Source organism: Streptomyces sp. NPDC055966 (genome assembly GCF_042269865.1).
In the GTDB taxonomy this organism is placed as follows: domain Bacteria; phylum Actinomycetota; class Actinomycetes; order Streptomycetales; family Streptomycetaceae; genus Streptomyces.
In genome coordinates, this window is sequence record NZ_JBHJYK010000028.1 from 39,998 (window position 1) to 63,979 (window position 23,982).

The 23,982-nt window shown below is 72.1% G+C and carries 22 protein-coding genes; 15 read left to right on the forward strand and 7 right to left on the reverse strand.

What is annotated here, in order from left to right; translation table 11 throughout:
- The 3 genes from ACFC8N_RS41325 to ACFC8N_RS41335 all read left to right on the forward strand — a co-directional run bounded on the left by ACFC8N_RS41325 (position 1) and on the right by ACFC8N_RS41335 (position 3,160).
- On the forward strand, positions 1-465 hold the full coding sequence (locus tag ACFC8N_RS41325) for a PH domain-containing protein (protein ID WP_356032780.1): 465 nt from the start codon (positions 1-3) through the stop codon (positions 463-465).
- 290 nt (positions 466-755) lie between these two features.
- Positions 756-2,090, forward strand: coding sequence for a hemolysin family protein (locus ACFC8N_RS41330; protein ID WP_356032783.1), 1,335 nt, complete (start codon positions 756-758; stop codon positions 2,088-2,090).
- Positions 2,087-3,160, forward strand: coding sequence for a hemolysin family protein (locus ACFC8N_RS41335; RefSeq protein WP_356032786.1), 1,074 nt, complete (start codon positions 2,087-2,089; stop codon positions 3,158-3,160). The genes ACFC8N_RS41330 and ACFC8N_RS41335 overlap by 4 nt, the downstream gene beginning before the upstream one ends.
- A gap of 100 nt (positions 3,161-3,260) precedes the next feature.
- On the opposite strand, the gene ACFC8N_RS41340 is transcribed toward ACFC8N_RS41335, so the two are convergent.
- Positions 3,261-5,123 carry an AAA family ATPase gene (locus ACFC8N_RS41340; protein ID WP_356032788.1) on the reverse strand — a complete coding sequence of 621 codons (1,863 nt, stop codon included), beginning with the start codon at positions 5,121-5,123 and terminating at the stop codon, positions 3,261-3,263.
- Between the two features lie 426 nt (positions 5,124-5,549).
- Positions 5,550-6,170: a hypothetical protein gene (locus ACFC8N_RS41345; protein ID WP_356032870.1), complete on the reverse strand. Its 621-nt coding sequence runs from the start codon at positions 6,168-6,170 to the stop codon at positions 5,550-5,552.
- 215 nt (positions 6,171-6,385) lie between these two features.
- Here ACFC8N_RS41345 and ACFC8N_RS41350 point away from each other — a divergent pair, with 215 nt between their 5' ends.
- From ACFC8N_RS41350 to ACFC8N_RS41385, 8 genes are all read left to right on the forward strand, one after another.
- Positions 6,386-7,342 carry a hypothetical protein gene (locus ACFC8N_RS41350; RefSeq protein WP_356032791.1) on the forward strand — a complete coding sequence of 319 codons (957 nt, stop codon included), beginning with the start codon at positions 6,386-6,388 and terminating at the stop codon, positions 7,340-7,342.
- 62 nt (positions 7,343-7,404) lie between these two features.
- Positions 7,405-8,946: an amino acid permease gene (locus ACFC8N_RS41355; RefSeq protein ID WP_356032793.1), complete on the forward strand. Its 1,542-nt coding sequence runs from the start codon at positions 7,405-7,407 to the stop codon at positions 8,944-8,946.
- Positions 8,947-9,126: 180 nt separating this feature from the next.
- A complete protein-coding gene (locus ACFC8N_RS41360) occupies positions 9,127-10,503 on the forward strand; it encodes a peptidase C39 family protein (RefSeq protein WP_376294627.1) in 1,377 nt (458 codons plus the stop codon).
- Between the two features lie 101 nt (positions 10,504-10,604).
- Positions 10,605-10,745, forward strand: coding sequence for an SCO1431 family membrane protein (locus ACFC8N_RS41365; RefSeq protein ID WP_356032799.1), 141 nt, complete (start codon positions 10,605-10,607; stop codon positions 10,743-10,745).
- A gap of 81 nt (positions 10,746-10,826) precedes the next feature.
- The gene (locus ACFC8N_RS41370) at positions 10,827-11,480 is read left to right on the forward strand and encodes a TetR/AcrR family transcriptional regulator (protein WP_376294630.1); all 654 of its coding nucleotides are present in this window, start codon (positions 10,827-10,829) and stop codon (positions 11,478-11,480) included.
- A gap of 273 nt (positions 11,481-11,753) precedes the next feature.
- On the forward strand, positions 11,754-12,926 hold the full coding sequence (locus tag ACFC8N_RS41375; protein WP_376294633.1) for an acyl-CoA dehydrogenase family protein: 1,173 nt from the start codon (positions 11,754-11,756) through the stop codon (positions 12,924-12,926).
- Positions 12,927-13,271: 345 nt separating this feature from the next.
- On the forward strand, positions 13,272-14,372 hold the full coding sequence (locus ACFC8N_RS41380) for a hypothetical protein (protein ID WP_376294636.1): 1,101 nt from the start codon (positions 13,272-13,274) through the stop codon (positions 14,370-14,372).
- A 14-nt stretch (positions 14,373-14,386) separates the two neighbouring features.
- On the forward strand, positions 14,387-15,469 hold the full coding sequence (locus ACFC8N_RS41385; RefSeq protein WP_376294639.1) for a phosphotransferase family protein: 1,083 nt from the start codon (positions 14,387-14,389) through the stop codon (positions 15,467-15,469).
- Between the two features lie 29 nt (positions 15,470-15,498).
- Here the strand turns inward: ACFC8N_RS41385 and ACFC8N_RS41390 are convergent, their stop codons facing one another.
- The gene (locus ACFC8N_RS41390) at positions 15,499-15,933 is read right to left on the reverse strand and encodes a hypothetical protein (protein ID WP_356032812.1); all 435 of its coding nucleotides are present in this window, start codon (positions 15,931-15,933) and stop codon (positions 15,499-15,501) included.
- A 244-nt stretch (positions 15,934-16,177) separates the two neighbouring features.
- Here ACFC8N_RS41390 and ACFC8N_RS41395 point away from each other — a divergent pair, with 244 nt between their 5' ends.
- From ACFC8N_RS41395 to fxsA, 4 genes are all read left to right on the forward strand, one after another.
- Complete coding sequence (locus tag ACFC8N_RS41395; protein WP_067046457.1) at positions 16,178-16,618, forward strand: Lrp/AsnC family transcriptional regulator; 441 nt, start codon at positions 16,178-16,180, stop codon at positions 16,616-16,618.
- A gap of 73 nt (positions 16,619-16,691) precedes the next feature.
- Positions 16,692-18,308, forward strand: coding sequence for an amidohydrolase (locus tag ACFC8N_RS41400; protein ID WP_376294643.1), 1,617 nt, complete (start codon positions 16,692-16,694; stop codon positions 18,306-18,308).
- 588 nt (positions 18,309-18,896) lie between these two features.
- Positions 18,897-19,685, forward strand: a complete 789-nt coding sequence (locus tag ACFC8N_RS41405; RefSeq protein WP_356032818.1) for a polyprenol monophosphomannose synthase — start codon at positions 18,897-18,899, stop codon at positions 19,683-19,685.
- A 70-nt stretch (positions 19,686-19,755) separates the two neighbouring features.
- Positions 19,756-20,319 carry an FxsA family membrane protein gene (gene fxsA / locus ACFC8N_RS41410; RefSeq protein WP_356032821.1) on the forward strand — a complete coding sequence of 188 codons (564 nt, stop codon included), beginning with the start codon at positions 19,756-19,758 and terminating at the stop codon, positions 20,317-20,319.
- 81 nt (positions 20,320-20,400) lie between these two features.
- On the opposite strand, the gene ACFC8N_RS41415 is transcribed toward fxsA, so the two are convergent.
- From ACFC8N_RS41415 to ACFC8N_RS41430, 4 genes are all read right to left on the reverse strand, one after another.
- Positions 20,401-20,775, reverse strand: coding sequence for an RNA polymerase-binding protein RbpA (locus ACFC8N_RS41415; RefSeq protein ID WP_003977404.1), 375 nt, complete (start codon positions 20,773-20,775; stop codon positions 20,401-20,403).
- 278 nt (positions 20,776-21,053) lie between these two features.
- A complete protein-coding gene (locus tag ACFC8N_RS41420; RefSeq protein ID WP_376294646.1) occupies positions 21,054-22,400 on the reverse strand; it encodes an MFS transporter in 1,347 nt (448 codons plus the stop codon).
- Positions 22,401-22,455: 55 nt separating this feature from the next.
- Positions 22,456-23,232, reverse strand: coding sequence for a glycerophosphodiester phosphodiesterase (locus ACFC8N_RS41425; RefSeq protein ID WP_356032826.1), 777 nt, complete (start codon positions 23,230-23,232; stop codon positions 22,456-22,458).
- Positions 23,229-23,882: a YitT family protein gene (locus tag ACFC8N_RS41430; protein ID WP_376294649.1), complete on the reverse strand. Its 654-nt coding sequence runs from the start codon at positions 23,880-23,882 to the stop codon at positions 23,229-23,231. Before ACFC8N_RS41430 ends, ACFC8N_RS41425 begins: the two co-directional genes overlap by 4 nt.
- Between the last annotated feature and the right edge of the window lie 100 nt (positions 23,883-23,982).

Here is a 23,982-nt window from a genome sequence, read left to right on the forward strand (position 1 = left end):
ATGTCCGACCCGACCTCCCTTCCCGACCTCCCCGTCACCTTCCGGCCGGGCCACACCCGGGCCATCCTGCTCACCGCCGGTGTGGCGATCTTCCTGACCATCACGGCGGTCGGCCTGCTGCTGGAGCAGCTGGGCCCGGGCGAGCGGCTCAGCTTCGTCGTGACCGGAGGGCTCGTCTTCTGGGTGCTCGCCGTGCTGGCCCGGATCAGGGTGGTCGCCGACGACTCCGGCGTCACCGTGGTCAACATCGCCAGCAAGCGGCGCCTGGAATGGGCGGAGATCGTTCAGGTGAACCTCCGCCCGGGCGACCCGTGGGTGTTCCTCAACCTCAGCGACGGCACCAGCCTGCCGGCGCTCGGCATCCAGCCGGGCCTCGCCAAGCAGCGTGCCATCGCCGACGCGCGGGCCCTGCGGGCGCTCGCCGAGGCCCGCTCGACGGTCGACGGCGCCCACGACCGGGGCTGACCCGGCTGCCGAGCACGGCCCTCAGGGGCCCGTCGCGGCTGCCTCGGGGGCGGCTCCGGGCTCACTCGGGGGCAGATCGGGGCCGACTCCGGGGCGCCCACCCTGCCCGAGCGGCCCTTGTCTTGATTAATCTGGTGGCGGAGGCCTTTTCGCTGCGCCTCCGCCCCTGCGCGCCGCCCCGGTGCCCAGGGGTTCCTGCTACCCGAGGAGTGACTCCCTCCAGCGATGGACGGATCGTCCTGTAGTACCTGCGCCGCCCCGACCCGACATACCGGGAAGGCGGCGGCATCGTGACCACCTCTCTGCTGCTCCTGGCAGCCGCCCTCCTGCTGATTCTCGCCAACGGATTCTTCGTGGCGGCCGAGTTCGGCCTCGTGACGGTCGAGCGCCCGGAGGCCGAGAAGGCCGCCGCCGACGGCGACCGACGCGCCCGTACGGTCGTCGAGTCGCTGAAGGAGCTGTCCTTCCAGCTCTCCGGCACCCAGCTCGGCATCACCATCACCTCCCTGGTCGTCGGCATGCTCGCCGAACCGGCCCTGGCCCGGCTGCTGCACGGCCCGTTCGCCGCACTCGGCCTCCCGGGCGGTGCCGTCTCCGGTATCGCCGTGGTCGTCGGCATGCTGCTGGCCTCCGCGATCCAGATGGTCATCGGCGAACTCGTGCCCAAGAACTGGGCGGTGTCCAAGCCGCTCCAGGTCGCGCGCTTCGTCGTCGGCCCGCAGGCCCACTTCTCGCGGCTGTTCCGCCCGGTCATCGCCGCGCTCAACACCGTGGCCAACCGGCTCGTCCGGGCCCTCGGCGTCGAGCCGGCCGAGGAGCTGGCCTCCGCCCGCACCCCGGGCGAGCTCGTCTCCCTGGCCCGGCACTCCGCCCAGGCCGGCGCCCTGGAGCAGGACACCGCCGACCTGTTCGTGCGCACCCTGTCCCTGGGCGAGCTGACCGCGCAGCACGTCATGACCCCGCGCGTGAAGGTCAGCGCCCTCCAGGACTCGGCCTCCGCCGAGGACGTCGTGAACCTCACCCGGGCCACCGGCCTGTCCCGTTTCCCCGTCTACCGGGAGAAGATCGACGAGATCGTCGGCATGGCCCACCTCAAGGACGCCCTGGCCGTCCCGGTCCACGACCGGCTGCGCACCCCGGTCAGCCGCATCGCCCGCAAGGCGCTGCTCGTCCCCGAGACCCTGCCGGTCCAGCCCCTCCTCGCCCGGCTCCGCTCCGAGCAGCCCATCGCGGTCGTCGTCGACGAGTACGGCGGCACGGCCGGCGTCGTCACCCTGGAGGACATCGTCGAGGAACTCGTCGGCGAGGTCCGCGACGAGCACGACCGCCCGGACACGCCGGAATTCGCCGTCGCCCCGCCGCAGGACGGCAAACCGGCCTGGGACGTCGACGGCAGCGTCCGCGTCGACATCCTCCAGCGCATAGGACTCGACGTGCCCGAGGGGCCGTACGAGACGGTCGCCGGCCTGGTCGCGGACCTGCTCGGCAGGATCCCTGCCCCCGGCGACCGGGCCGAACTGCCCGGCTGGCGGCTCTCGGTGCGCCGCGTCGGCCACTACCGCGCCGAACGGGTCCGCCTGGTCAGGACGGCCCCGGCGGCGAACGTGATGGAGGCCGCCCGATGAGCCTCCTCCAACTGGCCTTCGCCGCGCTGCTCGTGCTCGCCAACGGCTTCTTCGTCGGTGCCGAGTTCGCGCTCGTCTCCGTGCGCCGCAGCCAGATCGAGCCGCTCGGCACGGCACGCGCCCGCCAGGTGCTCTACGGTCTGCAGCGCCTGCCGCAGATGATGGCCGCCGCCCAGTTCGGCATCACGGTCTGCTCCCTGACCCTCGGCGCGGTCGCCGAGCCGACGGTGGCGCATCTGCTGGAGCCGGTGTTCGCGGCGGTCCGGCTGCCGGACGGCATGATCCACCCGCTGGGTTATGCGATCGCGCTGATGGCGGTCGTCTTCTTCCACCTCGTGATCGGCGAGATGGTGCCGAAGAACCTCGCGATGGCGGCCCCCGAGAAGGCGGCGCTCTGGCTCAGCCCGGGCCTGGTGGCGTTCGCCCGCGTGTGCAAGCCGATCACGGTCGCCCTCGGCGCCTGCGCCCAGGCCATCCTGCGCCTGTTCCGGGTCGAGCCGAAGGACGAGGTGGAGGCGGTCGTCACCACCGAGCAGCTCAACCGCCTGCTGGAGGACTCCGGCCAGGCGGGCCTGCTCGGCCCCGAGGAACGGGAGCGCCTGGAGGACGCCCTGGAGCTGGGCTCCCGCCCGGTGACGGACGTCCTGCTGCGCCGGGAGTCCCTGGTCGTCGTGGCGCCGGCGGTCACCCCGGGCGAGATCGTCGACCTGACGGCCCGCACCGGCTACTCCCGCTTCCCGGTCGCGGCGACGGACAAGGGCGCCTTCATGGGCTACGTCCACGTCAAGGACGTCCTGGACCTGGAGAGCTCCGACCGTGCCGTCCCGCAGCACGTCTGGCGGCCCATGACCACCCTGCGGGCCGAGCTGCCGCTCGACGACGCCCTCACGGTCATGCGCCGGGCGGCCACGCACCTGGCCCAGGTGGCCGACGCCTCCGGCAAGGTGCTGGGTCTGGTGGCCCTGGAAGACGTACTGGAGCTGCTGGTGGGAGAGGTACGGGACCCGGCCCACCGCGAGATGCCCGAGCCGAGAGCCAGCGACGAGCCGGAGGGCGCGCTCGCCAACTAGCCCGGACGGCGGGGAGCCGCGTGACGGCGGGCCGATGATCGGCCGTCACGCAGCTCCCCGTGTCCGTTCCGGTTCCCCGTGTCCGTTCGGGGGAGGGCGCTCACACACCCGGCGGATCCTGGGGGCCCCGCCCCGACAGCACCTCTCCGTACGCCTGCATCAGGTCGGGCAGCCGCAGCGTCGCCAGGTCGTCCCGGGAGAGCGCGCCCAGGTAGGCGGAGAGCCGCAGGTCCCGGTACGCGCAGCTCTTCTCGTACAGCGTCCGCAGGAAGCGGCCGTTGCCCAGCTCGTCGATCCACCCCTGATCGACCACGTGCCCGGCGATCGAGCGCAGCTCCTCCAGCGCTTCCTCGTCCCACACGTCCCCGTTCTCCGCCGCCAGCACCTTGCCGATCTCGGTGAGTTCCTGCGGCCGGTAGGAGGGGAAGTCGACACGGGTCGTGAAGCGCGAGGACAGCCCGGGGTTCGCCGCCAGGAGCCGGTCCATGCCCTCGGGGTAGCCGGCCAGGATCACCACCAGGTGGTCCCGGTTGTCCTCGGCCCGCTTCAGCAGCACCTGCAGGGCCTCGTCGCCGTACGCGTCCCCCTTGCCGTACCCGGAGTTCGACAGCGCGTACGCCTCGTCCACGAACAGCACCCCGCCGATCGCGGAGTCGATCAGCTCGTTGGCCTTCACGGCCGTCTGCCCGAGGTACTCGCCGACGAGATCCGCCCGTTGGGCCTCCACCAGGTGGTCCCCGCCGAGCAGGCCGAGCGCGTAGAAGACCCGGCCGAGGATCCGGGCCACCGTGGTCTTGCCGGTCCCCGACGGGCCGGAGAAGACGAAGTGCCGCTTCGGCGGCTGCACCGGCAGCCCCTGCCCGGCCCGCAGCCGGGCCATGTTCAGCTGTGCGGACAACGCCTTCACCTGGCGCTTGACCGGCTCCAGCCCCACCATGCGCTCCAGCTCGGCGAGTGCCTCCTCCAGCAGGGCGGGATCCGTCGGCCCGGCCGGGATCGGGGAGGAGGGGACTCCGGTCTTCGCGCGCACTGCCGGGTCGGCCACCGAGGGCAGGGGCCCGGTCGGCAGATCCGGCTCCGGCAGCCGAAGATCACGGCCCTCGGTGCCGAAGAGCGCGTCGAAGCCGTCCGGTCCGTCGACGCTGTCCTGCCCGGCGCCGGTCAGACTGATCGCGGCGAGGCCGGCGGCGTCGTCGTACCCGTCCCCCTCGGCGATCGCCGCGAGGCGCGCCGAGGTGTCCATGAACGCGGGGTCGACGCGGTGCACGGCCCGGTACAGGGGGAGCGCCGCCGCCGAGCGGCCCGTGCCCTCGTGCGCCCGCGCCAGCCAGTAGCGCAGCTCCTTGCGCTGCGGCTGCTCGCTGCGGCAGCGCATCAGCGCCGCCGACAGCAGCGGCTCGGCCTGGCCGTACATCTCCAGCCGGACCCGGGCCATGCCGCCGAACAGGCCCGCCTCGATGCCGAGCAGCGGATCGTCCAGCAGCGGGTCGGTGTGCCGGACCAACTGCTCCCAGTCCTTGACCAGATAGGCCCGGCAGGCGTGCAGGAAGCGCACCTGGGGGTCGGTGTCGACGGGGGGCAGTCCGGCGAGCGCCCGGTCCAGCTCGGGCACGTGCCGGCCGTCCAGCCAGTGCGAGGCGTGCGCCAGCAGCAGATCGCGCGGGCTCTCCAACACCGGCTGCACCCACCAGCCCAGCCAGTACCAGGAGTTGAGGGGCCTGCGGTGCCGGGTGCGCTGCTCGCCGAAGCGGTCGCGGTGCCGGAACATTCTGAGCAGCGCGGTCGTCGTGTCGACCCGGAGCGCGTGCAGCCCGAGCCAGCCGTCCGCCATGCCCGGGTCCATCCGCACCGCCGTGCGGAACTCCTCCTCCGCCTGCGGATAGGCCCCCATCGTGTACGCGTCGACACCTCGCAGCCAGGCGAGGTCGGCCGGGGCGTCGGGGCCCTGCGTGCCGAAGTCCATCCGTCCCCCCACAGACCGTGCCCCCGTGGTTCACCACCGGGCGGACGCCCGGGGCCGCCGCGGTCGAACCGCCGTGCCGCGGACCGGAGTTGCAGTGTGCGAGGCAGCCGCTCGTCGCTCGCACCGATGGCATCGTACCCGCGCCGGGACCGCCTGCCGAAGGGTGCCGTAGGGGCCGTTTGACGAGGTGGGAGCGGACGGGGCGGACAGGCTTCGTGACCGAGGGTGAGCGGCTCGGTGCGCGGAGCGCCCGGAAAGCGGCATTAGGGCAGTACGAAGCCCCCGGTCACGGGGGAACAACCGGGGGCTTCGCGTTGGTGGGCGGTTCCGATTGACCGCACATTGAGAACGTAAGACCTGTACGGGCCCCCGGTCAAGCAGAGTTGAGGCACTCGGAGAAGTTCACCCGCAGGGGCCTTCACAGGTTCACCACATTGGCGATGGTCCGTCACTCAGGGTCACGGCCTGGTCCGGTCCAGGGGTTGACCCGGGTCCCGGCAGCACCTCGTACCCCATCGGTGTCTGTGTCACCAGGAGATCGGCATGGGGGTACGAGGGGTCGGCGGCGAAGTGCGCGCGCTCCGCCTCGACCCAGCCGTCCCAGAACTCCCGCTGTTCCGCCCCGTCCCGCAGCCGGCCGCGCGCCCAGGACTCCTCCCGGGGCAGCTCCATCCACAGCAGCCGCGCCAGATGCGGCCGCAGCTCCCGGCGGCCGGCGCCGACGCCCTCCAGCAGGATCACCGGAGCGGCCGGCAGCGGCCGCGGCGCGCCGAAGGCGCGGGCCCGCCAGTCGTAGGGGGTGTAGTGCCCGCTCTCGCCGCGGGCGAGCGGGCCGACCACCTGGGCCATGAGCCGGTCGGTCCAGGCGAAGAGCTGCTCGTGGCTCGCGATGTCGTCGAGGTGCAGCACCGGCGCCCCGTCCAGCGCGGCGGCCAACTGCCCGGCGAACGTGGACTTTCCGGAGCCGGCGTGCCCGTCGACGCCGATCAGCCGGACCGGCCCGAGGGAGGGCGGGAGCCGGCGCAGCCGGGCGGCGAGGTCGCGAATGACGGTTCCCGAGGTGTGCGGCGGTGTGGGTGGATTTCCGGAAACAGTCTAGTAGAGGTTTGAACCATCGGCTGGCGGCCAGTCAATGGCCCGGAAAAACATTCGGGAAATCACCTGACCGATATGTCGAATTCGGCGTTCCGGGGGTGCCCGCCCGTGAGTAGGGTGCCTCCAGCGCAACTGACCATGCGTCGTACGGGGACTGGTAGGGGGACATGGCCGCGGAGTTATTCGAAGGGCAGTATGTGTGGCATCCGGCCGCCGACGACCGTGTGCTGGCGAGTGTATGCGTCGATGTGCGCGCCGGTCGTTATCGATACGCGTACGAGGCGCTCGCCGAGACGCGTTCCGACTTCGGCCTGCGCGCCCATCGCTCGCTGGTTATCGCCTCCGAGGCCGCCGGCACCGATCTGGTCGAGCGCTGGCTCGACGAGGAGCCGACCCCCGAGGCCGCGCTGATGTGGGCCCGGGTCGCGGTGCAGCGCGCGCTGCGGGCCGCGGACGCCCACGACGAGCGCGCCGAGGCACTGGAGCGGATCGCCCTGAGCGCCTGCGACCGGGCCGCCGCCCTGGCCCCCGCGGACCCCACCCCCTGGGCGGCCAAGCTCGCCATGGCCCGGCTGCACCGGCTGCGCGACCCGGCCCCGCACGGCCTGCTCACCGCCCCGCCCGGCCCCTGGCGGCTGTTCGCCCACGTCCTCTCGCTGGACCCCTGGCACCGCGAGGCCCACCACCGCTTCCTCTCCTTCTTCTTCACGCGCCACGGCGGCTCCGTCAACGCGGCCTGGGACGTGGCCGCCTTCCTCAGCCAGCGGGCGCCCGCCGACTCCGCCCTGCGGCTGCTGCCCCTGGTGGCCCTGGTGGAGAGCTACAACCCGACCCAGTTGCTCGCCGACCAGGTCTGGGAGCAGCCGCAGTGGCGTGCCACCGCGCTCGCGATCTACCAGAACTGGCTGCCCGCGGTGGCCGGATACCGCTTCACCCCGGTGCTCGACCTGGCCTACCTCGCGCACGCGCTGGTCATGGGCCAGCGCGAGTTCGAGGCCCGGGCGGTGTTCACGGCCATGGGCCCGTACGCCTCGCGCATGCCCTGGAGCGCCTTCGGTGACCCCGCCGAGCAGCTCTCCCGGGCCCGGCGCGCCTGCGGCCTGCCCGTCCCGGGGCCCGCCTGACCCCGCACGGTCTCCGCCCCCGGGAGACGCGTGCTCCGCCCCCACCGAGAGAAAGGCGAACAGTGTCGGAACGGATGTCGGCTCCACGGGCGAAGGCCCGTGCGGGCGAAGAGGCGGTCGCGCTCGACGACGATGCGACCCTGCATGCGATGGGCTATCCGCGTAAACTCACCCGGCGCTTCCAGGCGTTCGACAATTTTGCGATCTCCTTCACCATCATCAATATCCTCTCGGGCATTTTCTCCTCCTTCGGATTCGGAATGGGTGCGGGTGGCCCCCGCATTCTCGTTTTCGGCTGGATCGGCGTGTCCGTGATGGTGCTGCTCATCGGCGCGGCCATGGCGGAAGTCGCCTCGGCCTATCCGACGAGCGGCGCCCTGTATTTCTCCGCCGGTAAACTCGCCAAGCGGCACAAAGGGGCCTGGTCCTGGTTCACGGGCTGGCTGAACTTCGTCGGCCAGATCGGCGGCACCGCCGCCACGGGCTATGCGGCCGCCACCTTCATCCAGGCCTTCGTGAGCCTCCAGTGGCCGTCCTACCAGCCGACCACGCATCAAACGGTGCTGATCACAGCGCTGGTCATCGTGGTGCAGGGGCTCGCCAACACCTACACCGTGCAACTCGTCGCCGTACTGAACCGCATTTCCGTGTGGTGGCTGCTGATCGGACTGGTCGTGATCGTGGGCGCACTCATAGTGATCCCCGATCACCATCAACCGGCTTCGTTCGTGACGCATTTCGAGAACAACACCGGCTTCACGAGCGGGCTTTACGGCGGCATGCTAGGTCTGCTGGTGACCAGCTGGACCTTCACCGGCTTCGACGGCAGCTTCCACATGTCGGAGGAAACGGTCCGCGCGACGGTCAACGCGCCGAGGGGGATCACCCGCGCCATCGGCTATTCGGCGATCACCGGCCTGATCCTGATGCTCGCATTGGTCTATAGCATTGGCGACTACGCCAAGGAAGCCGGCGCGGGCGCGCCGCCCGTGCAGATCCTCATCGACGCACTCGGCCTCGGCACCGCCAAGGTCATGCTCCTCATCGTCATCGGCGCGATGCTCTTCTGCGGTCTCGCCAACCTCACCAGCAACACCCGGCAGATCTTCGCCTTCTCCCGGGACGGCGCGATGCCCGGCTCGCGCTGGTGGCACTCGGTCTCGACGCGCACCCGTACGCCCGTGAAGGCGGTCTGGCTCGCGGTCGTCTGCTCGCTGGCCCTCGTCGTGCCCGGCTGGTGGTCCCACACGGCGTTCACCGCGATCGTCAGCGTCAACGTGGTCGGCCTCTTCCTCGCCTACGCCGTACCGATCTTCCTGCGGCTGCGGCTCGGGGACGGGTTCGAACCGGGCCCCTGGCACCTGGGCCGCTGGGGCCGGCCGGTCGGCTGGCTCGCGGTGGTCTGGATCCTGCTCAGCAGCGTGCTGTTCATGCTGCCGCAGGCCTCGCCGATCACCGTCGACTCCTTCAACTACGCGCCGATCGCGCTCGCCGCCGTCCTGCTCGTCGCGACGGTGTGGTGGTTCGCGACGGCCCGCCGCCGCTTCCAGGGGCCGGTCAGCTACGGCGGCCCCGACGAGGTGGCGGCGATGGACCTCGTCTGACCGCCCGTGCCCCGCACCCCGCGATCCCAGGGGCGCGGGGCACGCCGCCAGAGGCGCAGACCAATATTCATCGCGCGGCATGCGCCGAAGCGCTGGCAGGGGCATGGCGCCTGCCTCATAGTTGGCGCAGACCACCTACCGGACCAGCCCCGACCCGGACACCTGGGGGTAACCGCGCCCATGAGCAGAGCCCAGCAGCCGTCCCGCAGAACCGTCCTCACCGCAGCCGCAGTGGTCGCCGCAGCCGCGGCCGGCGCCGCGCCTCCCGCTGCCGCCGCCGCGCAGCGGCCGTCCGCCGGGGCCGGCGGGCCCGCCCGGGCGCAGGCCCGCCCCATCGACTACCGGGCCTGGACCACGTACGGCCAGTGGCGCCTCGGCGCCGCCGAGGGCGTCCGGGCCGTCTCCGGCGTGCGCCCCGGCGTCGTGATCGGCATCCCCGCCGGCCGCACCGACTACACCGACCCGCACACCGGCACGACCGCCACCTGGGAGTACGCCGTGTGGACCGGCCCGGTCCACCTGCTCGCCGTCCCGGCCACCGAGGTCGTCGCCTCCTGGAACGCCCACACCCCCGAGGGCACCTGGCTCCAGGTCGAACTGCGGGGCACGTACTCCGACGGCACCGCCACCCCCTGGTACGTGATGGGCCGCTGGGCGGCCGGCGACCAGGACATCAAGCGGACCTCGGTGGACGGCCAGGGCGACGGCAGGAGCGGCATCTCGACCGACACCTTCGCCATCGCCGACGCGAGCACCGGTCTGCGCCTGGTCTCGTACCGACTGCGCCTGACCCTCTACCGCAGGCCCGGCACCGAGCTGACCCCGACCGTCTGGCGGCTCGGCGCCATGGGCTCCGACGTCCCCGACCGCTTCACGGTCCCGGCCTCCGCCCCCGGCCTCACCCACGAACTGACCGTCCCGCGCTACTCGCAGGAGATCCACAAGGGCCAGTACCCGCAGTACGACAACGGCGGCGAGGCCTGGTGCAGCCCCACCTCCTCGCAGATGATCGTCGAGTACTGGGGCGGCCGGCTCACCCCCGAGCAGCTGGCCTGGGTGGATCCGTCCTACGCCGACCCGCAGGTCGACAACGCGGCCCGGTTCACCTACGACTACCAGTACGAGGGCTGCGGCAACTGGCCGTTCAACGCCGCCTACGCGGCCACCTTCGACGGCATCCAGGGCGTGGTCACCCGGCTCGCCTCGCTCACCGACGTGGAGACGCTGGTCGCGGCCGACATCCCGGTCATCACATCCCAGTCCTTCCTGGCGAGCGAGCTGACCGGCGCGGGCTACGGCACCTCCGGCCATCTGATGACCGTCATCGGCTTCACCGCGGAGGGCGACGTCATCGCCAACGACCCGGCCTCGCCGGACGACGCCGCGGTCCGACGGGTCTATCGCAGACGGGAGTTCGAGAACATCTGGCTGCGGACCAAGCGGTACAACGCCGCGGGCAAGGTCGTCTCCGGCAGCGGGGGAGTGTGCTACCTCTACTTCCCGGCGCGTCCGGGCCCGCGCCGGCGCGAGGCGCTCGCGGCGGTGGGCGTGCGCTGACCGTGTGAGCAAGCTCATCAACGCACAGGCCGTCGCGGGTGGCAAGGTGGACAAACGGGAGGGGAACCTGCTCTGTACGTCCGACCTCTGCGAGTAACTCCATGACCGCACACCCGGCCACCGCCACCCGCGCCCGCACCGGAGGGCCCCGCGACGACGGCCCGAAGATCGTCGAGCACGCCATGGGATGGGTCCTCGTGGCCGTCGTCGCGATGCTCGTGACCCAGCTCGGTCTGCTCTGATCCGACCCGCTCACGCGTGCGGCTTGTTCTGACATACTGCGGATGTCCCGCCGACCGCCTGGAACAGGGTCGAAATTGAACATGCCGCACCAGCGTGCCGCCGTCCGTCCCCGGATGCGCGGCACCGAGCGCTCGGTCGCGCGTCGCGCCGAACTCATCGCCATCGGGCGGAAGTTGTTCGCCGACACGTCCTACGACGCGCTGTCCATGGACGACATCGCCCGCCAGGCGCATGTCGCCAAGGGGCTGATCTACTACTACTTCCAGTCCAAGCGGGGCTACTACCTGGCGATCATCCAGGACTCCGTGGCCGACCTGGTCACGTTCGCGGCGAGCGGGCTCGACCTGGCCGCCGTCGACCGCGTCCACCGCACCATCGACAGCTACCTGCGCTACGCCGAGCACCACCAGGCCGCGTACCGCACGATCGTCAGCGGCGGCGTCGGCTTCGACGCCGAGGTGCACGCCATACGGGACGGCGTGCGCGAGGCGATCGTCGACACCATCGCCGAGGGCGCCTACGGCCGCCGGGACATCTCCGCTCCGGCCCGGATGGGCCTGCTGTCCTGGGTGTGCAGCGTCGAGGGCGCGACCCTGGACTGGATCGACCGCCCCGGGCTGTCCCGCGACCTCATGCGCGAGCTGCTGGTGAAGACGCTGGGCGGCGTCCTGCGCGCCGTCGAGGAGCTGGATCCGGCCCACCCGGCCCCGCAGCCGGCCCGCCGCGACACCTGAGAACCGGTCGTCCCGCGTACGTCCGGCACGGCACAGACCCCCGTCACTTTCTGTTGAAAGTTGCGTGCGCCGAGTAGCACTGCTTTCTTGAAGTAAGCGGTCGTTAACTGGTGACGGGAGGTCCCTGATCGGGCATACTCACAGCGCAGAGCCGCTGGTCAGCAACTCCTGAGACCCAGGAGCGGGCGCCCGCGGCCATCCAGAACGATCAGGCGGAGCAGCTCCCACCCCACGGGCCACCCGCCTGTGCCCGACAGGGAGGAGACCGACGCCATGTCCGACCGCGACCCGCAGCCGGTGGAGCGTCAACTGCCCACGGAAGAGGCGAGGGACCTGCTCGCGCTCGTCCGTGAGATCGCCCAGCGCGAGATCGCGCCGACGGCCGCCGAGGAGGAGGAAGCGGGCCGCTTCCCGCGCGAGGTCTTCACCCTGCTCTCCCGGTCGGGACTGCTCGGCCTGCCCTACGGCGCCGAGTACGGCGGCGGCGACCAGCCCTACGAGGTCTACCTCCAGGTCCTGGAGGAGCTGGCCATGGCCCGGCTCACCGTGGGCATAGGCGTCAGCGTGCACACGCTCGCCTCCTACGCCCTCGCCACCTACGGCACCAAGCAGCAGCAGGTCGAGCACCTGCCCGCGATGCTCGGCGGCGGTCTGCTCGGCGCCTACTGCCTCTCCGAGCCGTCCTCCGGCTCGGACGCCGCGTCCCTGCGCACGAAGGCCGTGCGGGAGGGCGAGGAGTGGGTGCTGAACGGCACCAAGGCCTGGATCACCCACGGCGGGATCGCCGACTTCTACACCGTGATGGCCCGCACCGGCGAGGACGGCCCGCGCGGCATCACCGCCTTCCTGGTCCCCGGCGACACCCCCGGCCTCGGCGCGGCCGTGCCCGAGAAGAAGATGGGCCTGAAGGGCTCACCCACCGCACAGGTCCACCTCGACGGCGTCCGCATCGGGGACGACCGGCGGATCGGCGATGAGGGCCAGGGCTTCTCCATCGCCCTGTCCGCCCTCGACTCCGGCCGGCTCGGCATCGCGGCCTGCGCGATCGGTCTCGCCCAGGCCGCCCTGGACCAGGCGGTCGCCTACGCCACCGAGCGCCGCCAGTTCGGCCGCCCCGTCGCCGACTTCCAGGGGCTGCGCTTCATGATCGCCGACATGGCCACCCAGATCGAGGCCGGCCGCGCGCTCTACCTCGCGGCGGCCCGGCTGCGCGACGCGGGCAAGCCGTTCGCCCGGCAGGCCGCCATGGCCAAGCTGCACTGCAGCGACACGGCCATGAAGGTCACCACGGACGCCGTGCAGATACTCGGCGGCTACGGCTACACCGCCGACTTCCCGGCCGAGCGCTATATGCGCGAGGCCAAGGTCCTCCAGATCGTGGAGGGCACCAACCAGATCCAGCGGATGGTCATCGCCCGCCATGTGGCGGGACCCGAGGGTCGCTGAACTGTCCCCTGAGGACCGTAGGGGCCGCCAGCCTGAGCCACTCCGGGTCGTGGCGGCCCGGCAGGGTGCGGCCCCGGTCGGCCCAGGCCCGCATGAGCGCGCGGTAGATGGGCGGATCCTGCGGCGCCGGCGGTGGCGGAACCGATTCCGCGGGGCGCGGGACGAAGAGTCGGCGCTGACGCCCGGTGTCCTCGTACATGAGGGTCATACCCGGGCAACGCCGTCCAGGCCGGACGGGTCACCGCCCCGCAGAATCGGGCGTCAGTTCACGCACGTCCGGTTCCCGCTCTGGCCACCTCCCCCCGCCTGACGTACCGTCAGCGAACCGTCCACCAGGGGGTGTCCGTGGCCGACGACCGTCCCGTACCGCTCGACGAGTACCCCGTGCACCAGGTGCCGCTGTCCATGAAGCACGTGGCCACCGGGGACCGCAACGCCTACGACCGCTGCATCTTCCACGTCTTCGACCACGCCGGACGCGCCCTGCTCATCCTGGGCCTCGGCGTCTACCCCAACCTCGGCGTGATCGACGCCTACGCCACCCTGCGCACCGGCGACACCCTGCACGCCGTCCGCGCCTGCGACGCCCTCGGCGAGGACCGCATGCGGCTCGCCGTCGGCCCGCTGCGCATCGAGGTCGCCGAGCCGCTGCGCCGGCTGCGTCTGATCTGCGCGGACGAGCAGCTCTCGTACGACCTCACCTGGACGGCCGCCTTCCCCGCGCTGTGGGAGCCGCACCACCTCCAGCGCCGGGGCGACCGGCTCACCCTGGAGGGCCGCCGCTTCGTGCAGGCCGGCACCGCCGAGGGCATGATCCGGGCCGGGGGAGAGGAGTTCCGGGTCACCGCAGCGGACTGGACCGGCACCCGGGACCGCAGCTGGGGCGTGCGGCCGGTCCCGGGCGAGGACGGCGGACCGCTCGCCGAGAACCACCCCACCGAGGGCTTCCACTGGATCTGGTGCCCGGTCCGCTTCGAGGACCGCTTCCTGATGGTCGTCACCCAGGAGGACGCCGACGGCCACCGCTCCCTGAACGACGCGACCCTCGTCCGCCCCGGCCACCGCGACCGCCAACTGGGCTGGCCCCAGGTCGAGATCAGCTACCGCTCCGGCACCCGCCACCCGCAGCGGGCGGTCGTCCACCTGGGCGACGCCCGCAGCTCCCGCCAACTCGACGTCGAGATCCTCGCCTCCTCGCCGCTCGCCGTCGGCGCCGGCTACCCGCCCGCCGACGACTGGCAGCACGGCACCTGGCGCGGACCGGGCTGGACCGACCGCCGCACGTACGACATGACGGCGCCGCACCCCCTCGCCGCCTACGGCGTCACCGACCACTCCGCCCGCTTCCGGCTCGACGGACGCACCGGGTACGGCATCTTCGAACACGGCTCGTTCGGCCGGCACGACCCGAGCGGCTTCACCGGCTTCGACTCGGTCGCGCCTTGAGGGAGGAGCCCCGCATGCGCCCCCGCACCAGCACCCGCGACCCCGAGGAACTCGGCCGCCGCCTCACGGCCTGGCTCGGCACCCGGCTGCCCGGCGCCAAGGCCACCGGGATCACCGTCCCGGCCTCCAACGGCATGTCCAGCGAGACCCTGCTGTTCGACATCGAGCACCCCCGACCATCGCTGCGCTCCTGCGCGTTGCGGCTGGCCGCGGACCCGTCGGCGTACACCGTCTTCCCGGAGTACGACATGGCCCGCCAGTACCGCACCCTGCGCCTCGTGGCCGAGCGCACCGACGTGCCCGTGCCCCGGGTGCTGTGGCTGGAGGAGGACCCGGGGCCGCTCGGGGCGCCGTTCTTCGTCATGGAACGCGTGGCGGGCCGGGTGCCGCCGGACGTCATGCCGTACACGTACGAGGGCAGTTGGCTGCACGCGGCGAGCGAGGCGGAGCGCGAGCACCTGGAGGCGGCGACCATCGGGCTGCTGGCCCGGCTGCACGACCAAGTCCCGGCCGGGGAGGCCGACTTCCTGTCCCTGCCCGGCGACGGCGACGCGCTGCACCGCCATGTGTCGGCCCAACGCGCCTACTACGCCTGGGTGATCGACGGACTGCCCCGCTCGCCGCTGATCGAGGCCGCTTTCGACCGGCTGGCCCGCATCTGGCCGGGCGAGCCCGGCCCACCCGTCCTCACCTGGGGCGACGCGCGCATCGGGAACGTGGTCTACGACGGCTTCGACCCCGTCGCCGTGCTCGACTGGGAGATGGCGGCGCTCGCCCCGCGCGAGGTCGACCTCGGCTGGACGGTCTATCTGCACCGCTTCTTCCACGACCTCACGGTCGGCTCCGGACAGCGCGGCTTGCCCGAACTCCTGCGCCGCGACCGGGTCGAGGCCCGCTACGCACGCCTGACCGGGCACACCCCGCGCGACATGGAGTTCTACCTCCTCTACGCCGCCCTGCGGCACGCGATCGTCATGCTGCGCGTCGCCTACCGCCAGGTGCACTTCGGGGAGGCCGCCGTGCCGGCGGACCCGGACACACTGATCCTGCACCACGCCGACCTGCGCGCCATGGTGCGGGGCACGTACGGGAGTTGAGCCGGCCGGGCGGCGGGAACCGCGGTGGCTCAGGCGGCCTGGTGGCGCATCTCCGGCACGCGCATCGGGCGCGAGCCCGGGCCGCCGACGTGCGAGAAGGGCTGCGTCCGCCAGTTCAGACCCTGGGGGAGCGTGAGCAGCAGGGCGGTGTCCTGCTCCTGCGGCTCGGCGGACTCGTCCGCCGAGCGGGCGTCGGCCGCGGCGCGGCCCGTACCCGCACAGACCGTGAGCCCGAACGGGTTCCACGGCGAGACGCACAGCGCGTGCTCCGGCAGGATCTCCTCGCCCGCCAGCAGCGCGATCGGCTGCGCGCAGTCCGGGCAGATCACCCGGTACATCTCGAAGGTGTCGTAGGCGTCCGGTTCGTCGTCGAGGGCGTCGGGTTCGACGTACTCCGGCTCGGGCTCGACGACCGGCTGCTGCCGCTTGGACGTGGTGCGACCAGGGCGATGGACACTCTGCATGGGATTCTCCCCCTAAGGCTGGGCCGTGAAGGCGCTGCGGCCTCGACCACAGCAAGCACTTCCCGTCCGGTCCCGGGGGTAATCACGAGAACATCACGGAGACCGTTCGAGGCGTGTGTCGTTCGTCACATGCCGCGTGCAGGTGCGTGCGCGGGGCGATTCCCGGTGCTTTTCGTCGCGAACCGGCCATGACCTGCGCTCTCGGCTACCCCGGGAGATCAGGCGCACGGTAGGTTTTGGCGCCATGGAGGAGCTGGACCGACAGATCGTGCAGCTGCTCGTCAAGGACGGGCGGATGAGCTACACCGACCTGGGCAAGGCCACGGGCCTGTCCACGTCGGCCGTGCACCAGCGGGTGCGGCGGCTCGAACAGCGGGGCGTCATCCGCGGCTATGCCGCGGTGGTCGACCCCGAGGCCGTCGGGCTGCCGCTCACCGCCTTCATCTCGGTGAAACCGTTCGACCCCAGCGCCCCCGACGACATCGCGGACCGCCTCGCCGGCGTCCCCGAGATCGAGGCCTGCCACAGCGTCGCCGGCGACGAGAACTACATCCTCAAGGTCCGCGTGGCCACCCCGCACGAACTGGAGGAGCTGCTGGCCAGGCTGCGCAGCCTGGCGGGCGTCTCGACCCGGACGACCGTGGTGCTGTCGACGCCGTACGAGGCGAGACCGCCGAAGATCTGACCCTTCGGCGGCGGGCACGCTGAGAGGTGCCCCTGGTGCGGCGGCGCCGCCGTGGCGAGAGAAACTGTCGGCTATGAGTGAGCGCACCGCCGAGCCCCCCCAGACCGTCCTCCTGCGCCGCGGCGAGGTGCACAGCCCCGCGGACCCCTTCGCGACGGCGATGGTCGTGGAGGCCGGCCACGTCGCCTGGGTCGGCTCCGAGGGCGCCGCCGACGCCTTCGCCGAGGGTGTGGACGAGGTCGTCGACCTCGACGGCGCCCTCGTCACCCCCGCCTTCACCGACGCCCATGTGCACACCACGTCCACCGGCCTCGCCCTGACCGGCCTCGACCTGTCCGCGGCCCCCTCGCTGGACGCGGCCCTCGCCCGGGTCCGCGAGTTCGCCGCCGCCCGCCCGGACGACCGCGTCCTGCTGGGCCACGGCTGGGACGCCGCCCGCTGGCCCGGCGGCCGCCCGCCGACCCGCGCCGAGCTGGACGAGGCCACCGGCGGCCGCCCGCTGTACCTCTCCCGCATCGACGTCCACTCCGCGGTCGTCACCACCGCCCTGCTCGACCTGGTCCCCGGCGACCTCCCGCGCACGGACGCCCCGCTCACGAAGGACGACCACCACGCCGTACGCCGGGCCGCGTACGCCGCCGTCACCCCGGCCCAGCGTGCCGAGGCCCAGCGCACCGCCCTGGCGCACGCCGCCTCGCTCGGCATCGGCACGGTGCACGAGTGCGGCGGGCCGCAGATCTCCTCCGAGGACGACTTCACCGGCCTGCTCGCGCTCGCCGCCGAGGAGTCCGGCCCGCGGGTCGTCGGCTACTGGGCCGAGCGGGCCGACGAGGGCGTGGCCAGGGCGCGCGAACTGGGCGCCGTGGGAGCGGCCGGTGACCTCTTCGCCGACGGCGCCCTCGGCTCGCACACTGCCTGCCTGCACGAGCCCTACGCCGACGCCGCCCACACCGGCACCGCCTACCTGGACGCCGGGGACGTCGCCGCGCATGTCGTCGCCTGCACCGAGGCGGGCCTGCAGGCCGGCTTCCACGCCATCGGCGACGCCGCCGTGAGCGCCGTCGTGGAGGGCGTGCGCGCCGCCGCCGAGAAGCTGGGCCTCGCCCGCGTCCGCGCCGCCCGCCACCGCGTCGAACACGCCGAGATGCTCACCCCGGAGACGGTCGCCGGCTTCGCCGAACTGGGCCTGATCGCCTCCGTGCAGCCCGCCTTCGACGCGCTGTGGGGCGGCGAGGACGGCATGTACGCGCGGCGGCTGGGCGCGGCGCGGGCCCGCACCCTCAACCCGTTCGCGGCCCTGCTGCGCGCCGGCGTGCCGCTCGCCTTCGGCTCCGACAGCCCGGTCACCCCGCTCGACCCGTGGGGCACCGTGCGCGCCGCCGCGTTCCACCACACGCCCGAGCACCGGATCTCCGTGCGCGCCGCGTTCACGGCCCACACGCGCGGCGGCTGGCGGGCCGTGGGACGGGACGACGCGGGGATCCTGGTGCCGGGCGCCCCCGCCGACTACGCCGTCTGGCGCACCGACGAGCTGGTCGTCCAGGCCCCCGACGACCGGGTGGCCCGCTGGTCGACCGACCCGCGCTCCGGCACACCGGGCCTTCCCGACCTCACCCCGGGTCGGGACCTGCCGGTCTGCCTGCGTACGGTGGTGGGCGGACGAACGGTGTTCGTACGGCCGGGCGAGTGATCTGCCGGGGTGGCGCGGCGCCGGCCGGTCGCCGCCGTCGCGCCGCCCGACCTGCGCATCCTCCCGGGCCGGCCCGGCGCCCCGGCCGTCGTGGCCGGTCCGGGGGGTGTTTGACAGTCGGCGCCCACGGGCCGGTAGGTTCGTCCGAGTCCACCACCGGACGTCCGACCGGGGAGCGTTCACGCGACTCGTCGCAGCGCCGCTGGGTCAGGGACGGTGTGCCGCACCGGGCACCGTCACTGGGAGCCAGGCTCAGCGCCCGCGCCGACGAGGGAACGTTCCGGCCGGTCGGCAAGGTGTGACCCGGGTGGGGCCCGGCGCTCAGTAGACAACGGCTTTCGGTCGATCCGCAGCCAGCGGGTCCCAGGTCGGCCCGAAGGGCGCCGGGCCTCCATCCGCAGGGGTCACAGGGGGCGTCGGGGTCACAGGCGGCGGTAAAGATACTCAATGCCCACCGCCAAGGTGCCGAAAAACGCGTTCTTACCCCACTCTTGTGGAATCGACACCACGATACGAACGATGTCGGTGCGACCGGCCAGGCCACGGCCACTATGGTTGGACCCCTGCGTACGACCAGAAGGGGCAGCAGTGAACGACGGCGACGGGACCCTGGACGCCAAAAACCAGGGGAGGCAGTTCGGTCCGCTCGGCACAGCCTTGGTGATCATTCCGACCTACAACGAGGCGGAGAACATCAAGACCATCGTCGGCCGGGTACGCAAGGCCGTCCCCGAGGCGCACGTGCTGATCGCGGACGACAACAGTCCCGACGGCACGGGCAAGCTCGCCGACGAACTGGCCGCCGAGGACACGCACGTCCAGGTGATGCACCGCAAGGGCAAGGAAGGCCTCGGCGCCGCCTACCTCGCGGGCTTCCGCTGGGGCATGGAGCACGACTACGGCGTGCTGATCGAGATGGACGCCGACGGCTCCCACCAGCCCGAGGAGCTGCCCCGGCTGCTCACCGCCCTCAAGAGCGCCGACCTGGTGCTCGGCTCCCGCTGGGTGCCCGGCGGCCGGGTGGTCAACTGGCCCAAGTCCCGTGAGTTCATCTCCCGCGGCGGCAGCCTCTACTCCCGCATCGCCCTCGACCTGCCGCTGCGCGACATCACCGGCGGCTACCGGGCGTTCCGGCGCGAGACGCTGGAGGGCCTGGGCCTGGACGAGGTCGCCTCGCAGGGCTACTGCTTCCAGGTCGACCTCGCCCGCCGCGCGGTCAGGGCCGGCTACCACGTGGTCGAGGTCCCGATCACGTTCGTCGAGCGCGAACTCGGCGACTCCAAGATGAGCAAGAACATCCTCATCGAGGCGCTGTGGCGGGTCACCGCCTGGGGCGCCGGGGACCGTGTCGCCAAGCTCAAGGGCAAGCGGGCCTGACGCTCGTCCCACGGTCGGGGCCGATCGGCCCCTTATCCCGTGCTGAAGGGCCGCCAGGCACACTGGGAGCATGACGACTGGCGTTCCCACCTCCGCGTACACCACCCGGCCCCGGCGCTCCCGGCTGCGCAGGTATCTGCCGCTGGGGGTCGCCGCGTGGCTGGTGCTGGAGATCTGGCTGCTGACCCTGGTCGCGGGCGCGGCCGGCGGTCTCGCCGTCTTCCTGTTGCTCGTCGCGGGCCTCGTCGGCGGCTCCGTGGTCATCAAGCGGGCGGGCCGCCGTGCCTTCCAGAGCCTCAACGAGGCCTTGCAGCAGGGCGGTTCCCCGGCGCGCGGCGGCGGCAACGGCCTGATGATGCTCGGCGGTCTGCTGCTGATGATCCCCGGCCTCCTCTCCGACGCGGCGGGTCTCCTGCTGCTCCTGCCGCCGGTCCAGAAGGCCGTGAGCCGCTTCGCCGAGAACACCCTGGAGAAGCGGCTGCGTGCCGCGGCCCCGGGGAGTCTGGGCGACGCCTTCCAGCAGGCCCGTATGCACCGGCCCGACGGCAAGGTGGTGCAGGGCGAGGTCATCCGCGAGGACGGCGCGGGACACCGTCCGGAGCCGGGGGAGCAGTACCCGCCCCTGACGCGCTGAGCGTCCCGTAACCCATACGAAGACCGCGGGCGCCGTACGTGAGATTCACGTACGGCGCCCGCGGTGTGTTCGTCTGCGGCGTTATGCGGACTTACGGCTGTCCCGAGGGTGAACCGCGATGTTCATCGCCCCCGAGCGCAGAACCGCCAGGCGCTCCTCAAGGACCTCTTCGAGTTCCTCACGGGTACGCCGCTCCATCAGCATGTCCCAGTGGGTACGCGCGGGCTTGGCCTTCTTCTCCTCAGGGCCGTCGCCGTCGACGAGGAGTGCCTGGGCCCCGCAGACCTTGCACTCCCACTCCGGCGGGATCTCCGCCTCGACCGAGAAGGGCATCTCGAAACGATGCCCCTTCTCACATGCGTACTCCACGGCCTGGCGCGGGGCCAGGTCGATACCGCGGTCCGTCTCGTAGCTGGTCACCACGAGGCGCGTACCGCGAAGAGCTCGCTCACTCATGAATCGTGCCTCCCGGGCTTGTCGCCCACAGGACAGGTGTCGCTGTCGTCGTCATCCGGTCAACGTCCGGTCGGCGGTAAAGATTCCCGTTCCGAGTCCCGTTCCGGGTCATGCGTCGCCGTCGTAGCCGCCCCTTGTTGTACCCACCAGCGCCCGGTTTGTCACATCTGCTAGCAGATGTCACCCAGCGTTTCGGCATCTTTGACGCGCAGTAACGGTACGCCTGGCAGGCCAAACGCGTACACTACCGCCCTTTCGCCTTGAGCGCTAAATCCGCGCTAGATCTTTTCCGGGACGGGGTTCCCCGCCTCGGCGATCGCCCGCCGCACCGGAACCCGGGCGAGCAGGGCGAAACCGATCACGAAGAAGGCCACCAGCGAGATGATCGCGGAACGATAGCTGCCGGTCAGCTGATACGTCACGCCGAACAGCAGCGGCCCGAGCCAGCTCATCCCGCGGTCGCTCATCTCGTATGCCGAGAAGTACTCGGCCTCCTTGCCGGGCGGTACGAGATGGGAGAACAGCGACCGGGACAGCGCCTGGCTGCCGCCGAGGACCAGGCCGATGCCGGAGGCCAGCACGAAGAAGAACACCGGCGCCTTCGCGGGCAGGAAGTAGCCGGCCGCCAGGGTGAGCGTCCAGGCCACCAGCGAGCCCAGGATCGTGCGCTGCGCGCCGTGCGTCCGGGCCAGCCGCCCCATCGCCAGCGCCCCGGCCACCGCCAGCACCTGCACCAGCAGCACCGCCACGATGAGCGTCGACTGACCGAGCCCCAGCTCCTGCGAGCCGTAGACCGAGGCCTGCGAGATCACCGTCTGGATGCCGTCGTTGTAGATCAGGTACGCCAGCAGGAACGACAGCGTCAGCGGATGCCGGCGCATGTCCCGGACCGTCGCCGCGAGCTGGCGCAGTCCGGGCGCCGTGGCGCGCTCCACGCGCGTGTGCCGGTCGCGCAGCCGGCTCAGCGGTACGAGCGTGAAGGCGCCCCACCACAGGCCCGCCGCGGCCAGGCAGATCCGCACCGCCTCCGTCTGGGACAGCCCGAAGGAGCCGTGCGCCGAGTACAGCACCAGGTTGGCGACGAGGACCGTGGAGCCCGCCGCGTAGCCGAAGGCCCAGCCCCGCGAGGAGATCGCGTCGCGCTCCTCGGGCGGGGCGATCTGCGGCAGGTACGAGTTGTAGAGCATCATCCCGACGGACTGCGCCGCGTTGGCCACGACGAGGAGCACCCCGCCGAGCAGATAGCGGTCGCCGTCGAGGAAGAACATGCCGGTGGTCGCGGCCGCCCCGGTGTACGCCGCCGCCGCGAGCAGGGGCTTCTTGCGGCCCGTGCGGTCGGCCGCGCTGCCGACCAGCGGCATCAGCACCACGGCCACGATCACCGAGAGGGACACCGAGTAGGCGAAGAAGGAGCCCGCCCGGACCGGCACGCCCAGCGGATGCACATAGCCGCCGGAGTCCGCGGCCCGCTCGGCGACCGAGGTGAGGTAGGGCCCCAGGAACACCGTGAGGACGCTCGTCGAGTAGACCGAGCAGGCCCAGTCGTAGAAGTACCAGCCGCGTTGCTCGCGCCGCAGAGCGGCGGTCTCGTCCGCAGCCCCTGTGCGCACGGTGTCGATTCCCACCCGTGCCCTCGCTTTCCCCGCTGAACTGCGAAGGCTCGGGCCGCCGCCGGGCCGGTCAGGCCCAGACGCCGCGGTCCTCCATGACCTTGCGCAATGTGTCGATGTGATCGGTCATGATGCCATCGACACCCAGGTCCAGGAGCCGGTGCATGCGTTCCGGTTCGTTGATCGTCCACACGTGCACGTGCAGCCCGCGCGCGTGGGCGGCGCGAACGAAGCGCTGGTCGACCACCGGCACGCCCGACTGCGCCTCGGGCACCTGGGCGGCGACGGCGGAGCGGCGCACGGCGGCCGGCAGACCCCACGAGCGCAGCCGCAGGCTGAGCACCCCGCGCGTGCCGAACGAGGTCGCGAGGCGCGGCCCGGCCAGCCGCTGGGCGCGCAGCACCCGCGCCTCGGAGAAGGAGCCCACGCAGACCCGGTCCCAGGCGTCCGTGCGCTCGATCAGGTCCAGCAGCGGCCGCAGGGCGGGCTCTGCTTTGACGTCGACGTTCCAGCGGACCCCGGGGAAGGTCTCCAGCAACTCCTCGAACAGCGGCACCGGTTCACGCCCGCCCACGCGCGCGTGCCGTACGTCCTCCCACGGCAGGTCCGCGATCCGGCCCGCCCCGTCGGACACCCGGTCCAGGGTCGAGTCGTGGAAGGCGACGAGCCGGCCGTCCGCCGTGGCGTGCACATCGGTCTCGATGTACCGGTAGCCCATCTCCACCGCGCGGCGGAACTGCGCCACGGTGTTCTCGATGCCGTCGGCGGCCCCGCCCCGGTGGGCGAAGGGGATGGGGCCGGGGTGGTCGAGGTACGGGTGGCGCTTGGCCGGTCTCGTGAGGGTCACGGACGCAGTATCACTCGTTCCGGTGTCGCTTCGGCAACGACCGTGCTGCGGGGCGATTCCGCCGGGATGGCGAACACCCGGAGGAAGAGCTGGGCGAGCGGGCCGATGGACACCGCGTACAGCACGGTGCCCACGCCGACCGTGCCGCCCAGGGCGAAGCCGGTGACCACCACCGCCACCTCGATCGTCGTCCGCACCAGCCGGATCGAGCGGCCGGTGCGCCGGTGCAGCCCGGTCATCAGCCCGTCGCGGGGGCCGGGGCCGAAGCGCGCGGAGATGTACAGGCCGGTCGCGGCGCCGTTCAGCGCGATCCCCGCGAGCATCAGCGGGATCCGTACGGCGAAGGAGTGCGGGTCGGGGACCAGTGCGAGCGTGCCGTCCATGGCGAGGCCGACGGCGAAGACGTTGGAGACCGTGCCGAGTCCCGGGCGCTGGCGCAGCGGGATCCACAGCAGCAGCACCGCCGCGCCCACGACGATCGACACGACGCCGATGGTCAGCCCGGTCAGCTTCGCGAGCCCTTGGTGCAGTACGCCCCATGGCTCCAGGCCGAGGCCCGCCGCCACGAGCAGCGCGGCACTCGCGCCGTAGAGCGCGAGGCCGGCGTACAGCTGGATCAGCCGGCGTACGAGACGGTCGGGAGTGGACATGAAATATCCCCCTGGGTGGTGGCGGTGGCCTGACGCATGTCACTCTGTGGCTTGGGATGAAGAGTCATCCATGGCCAATTCGGGGAAGGTGGACTGATCG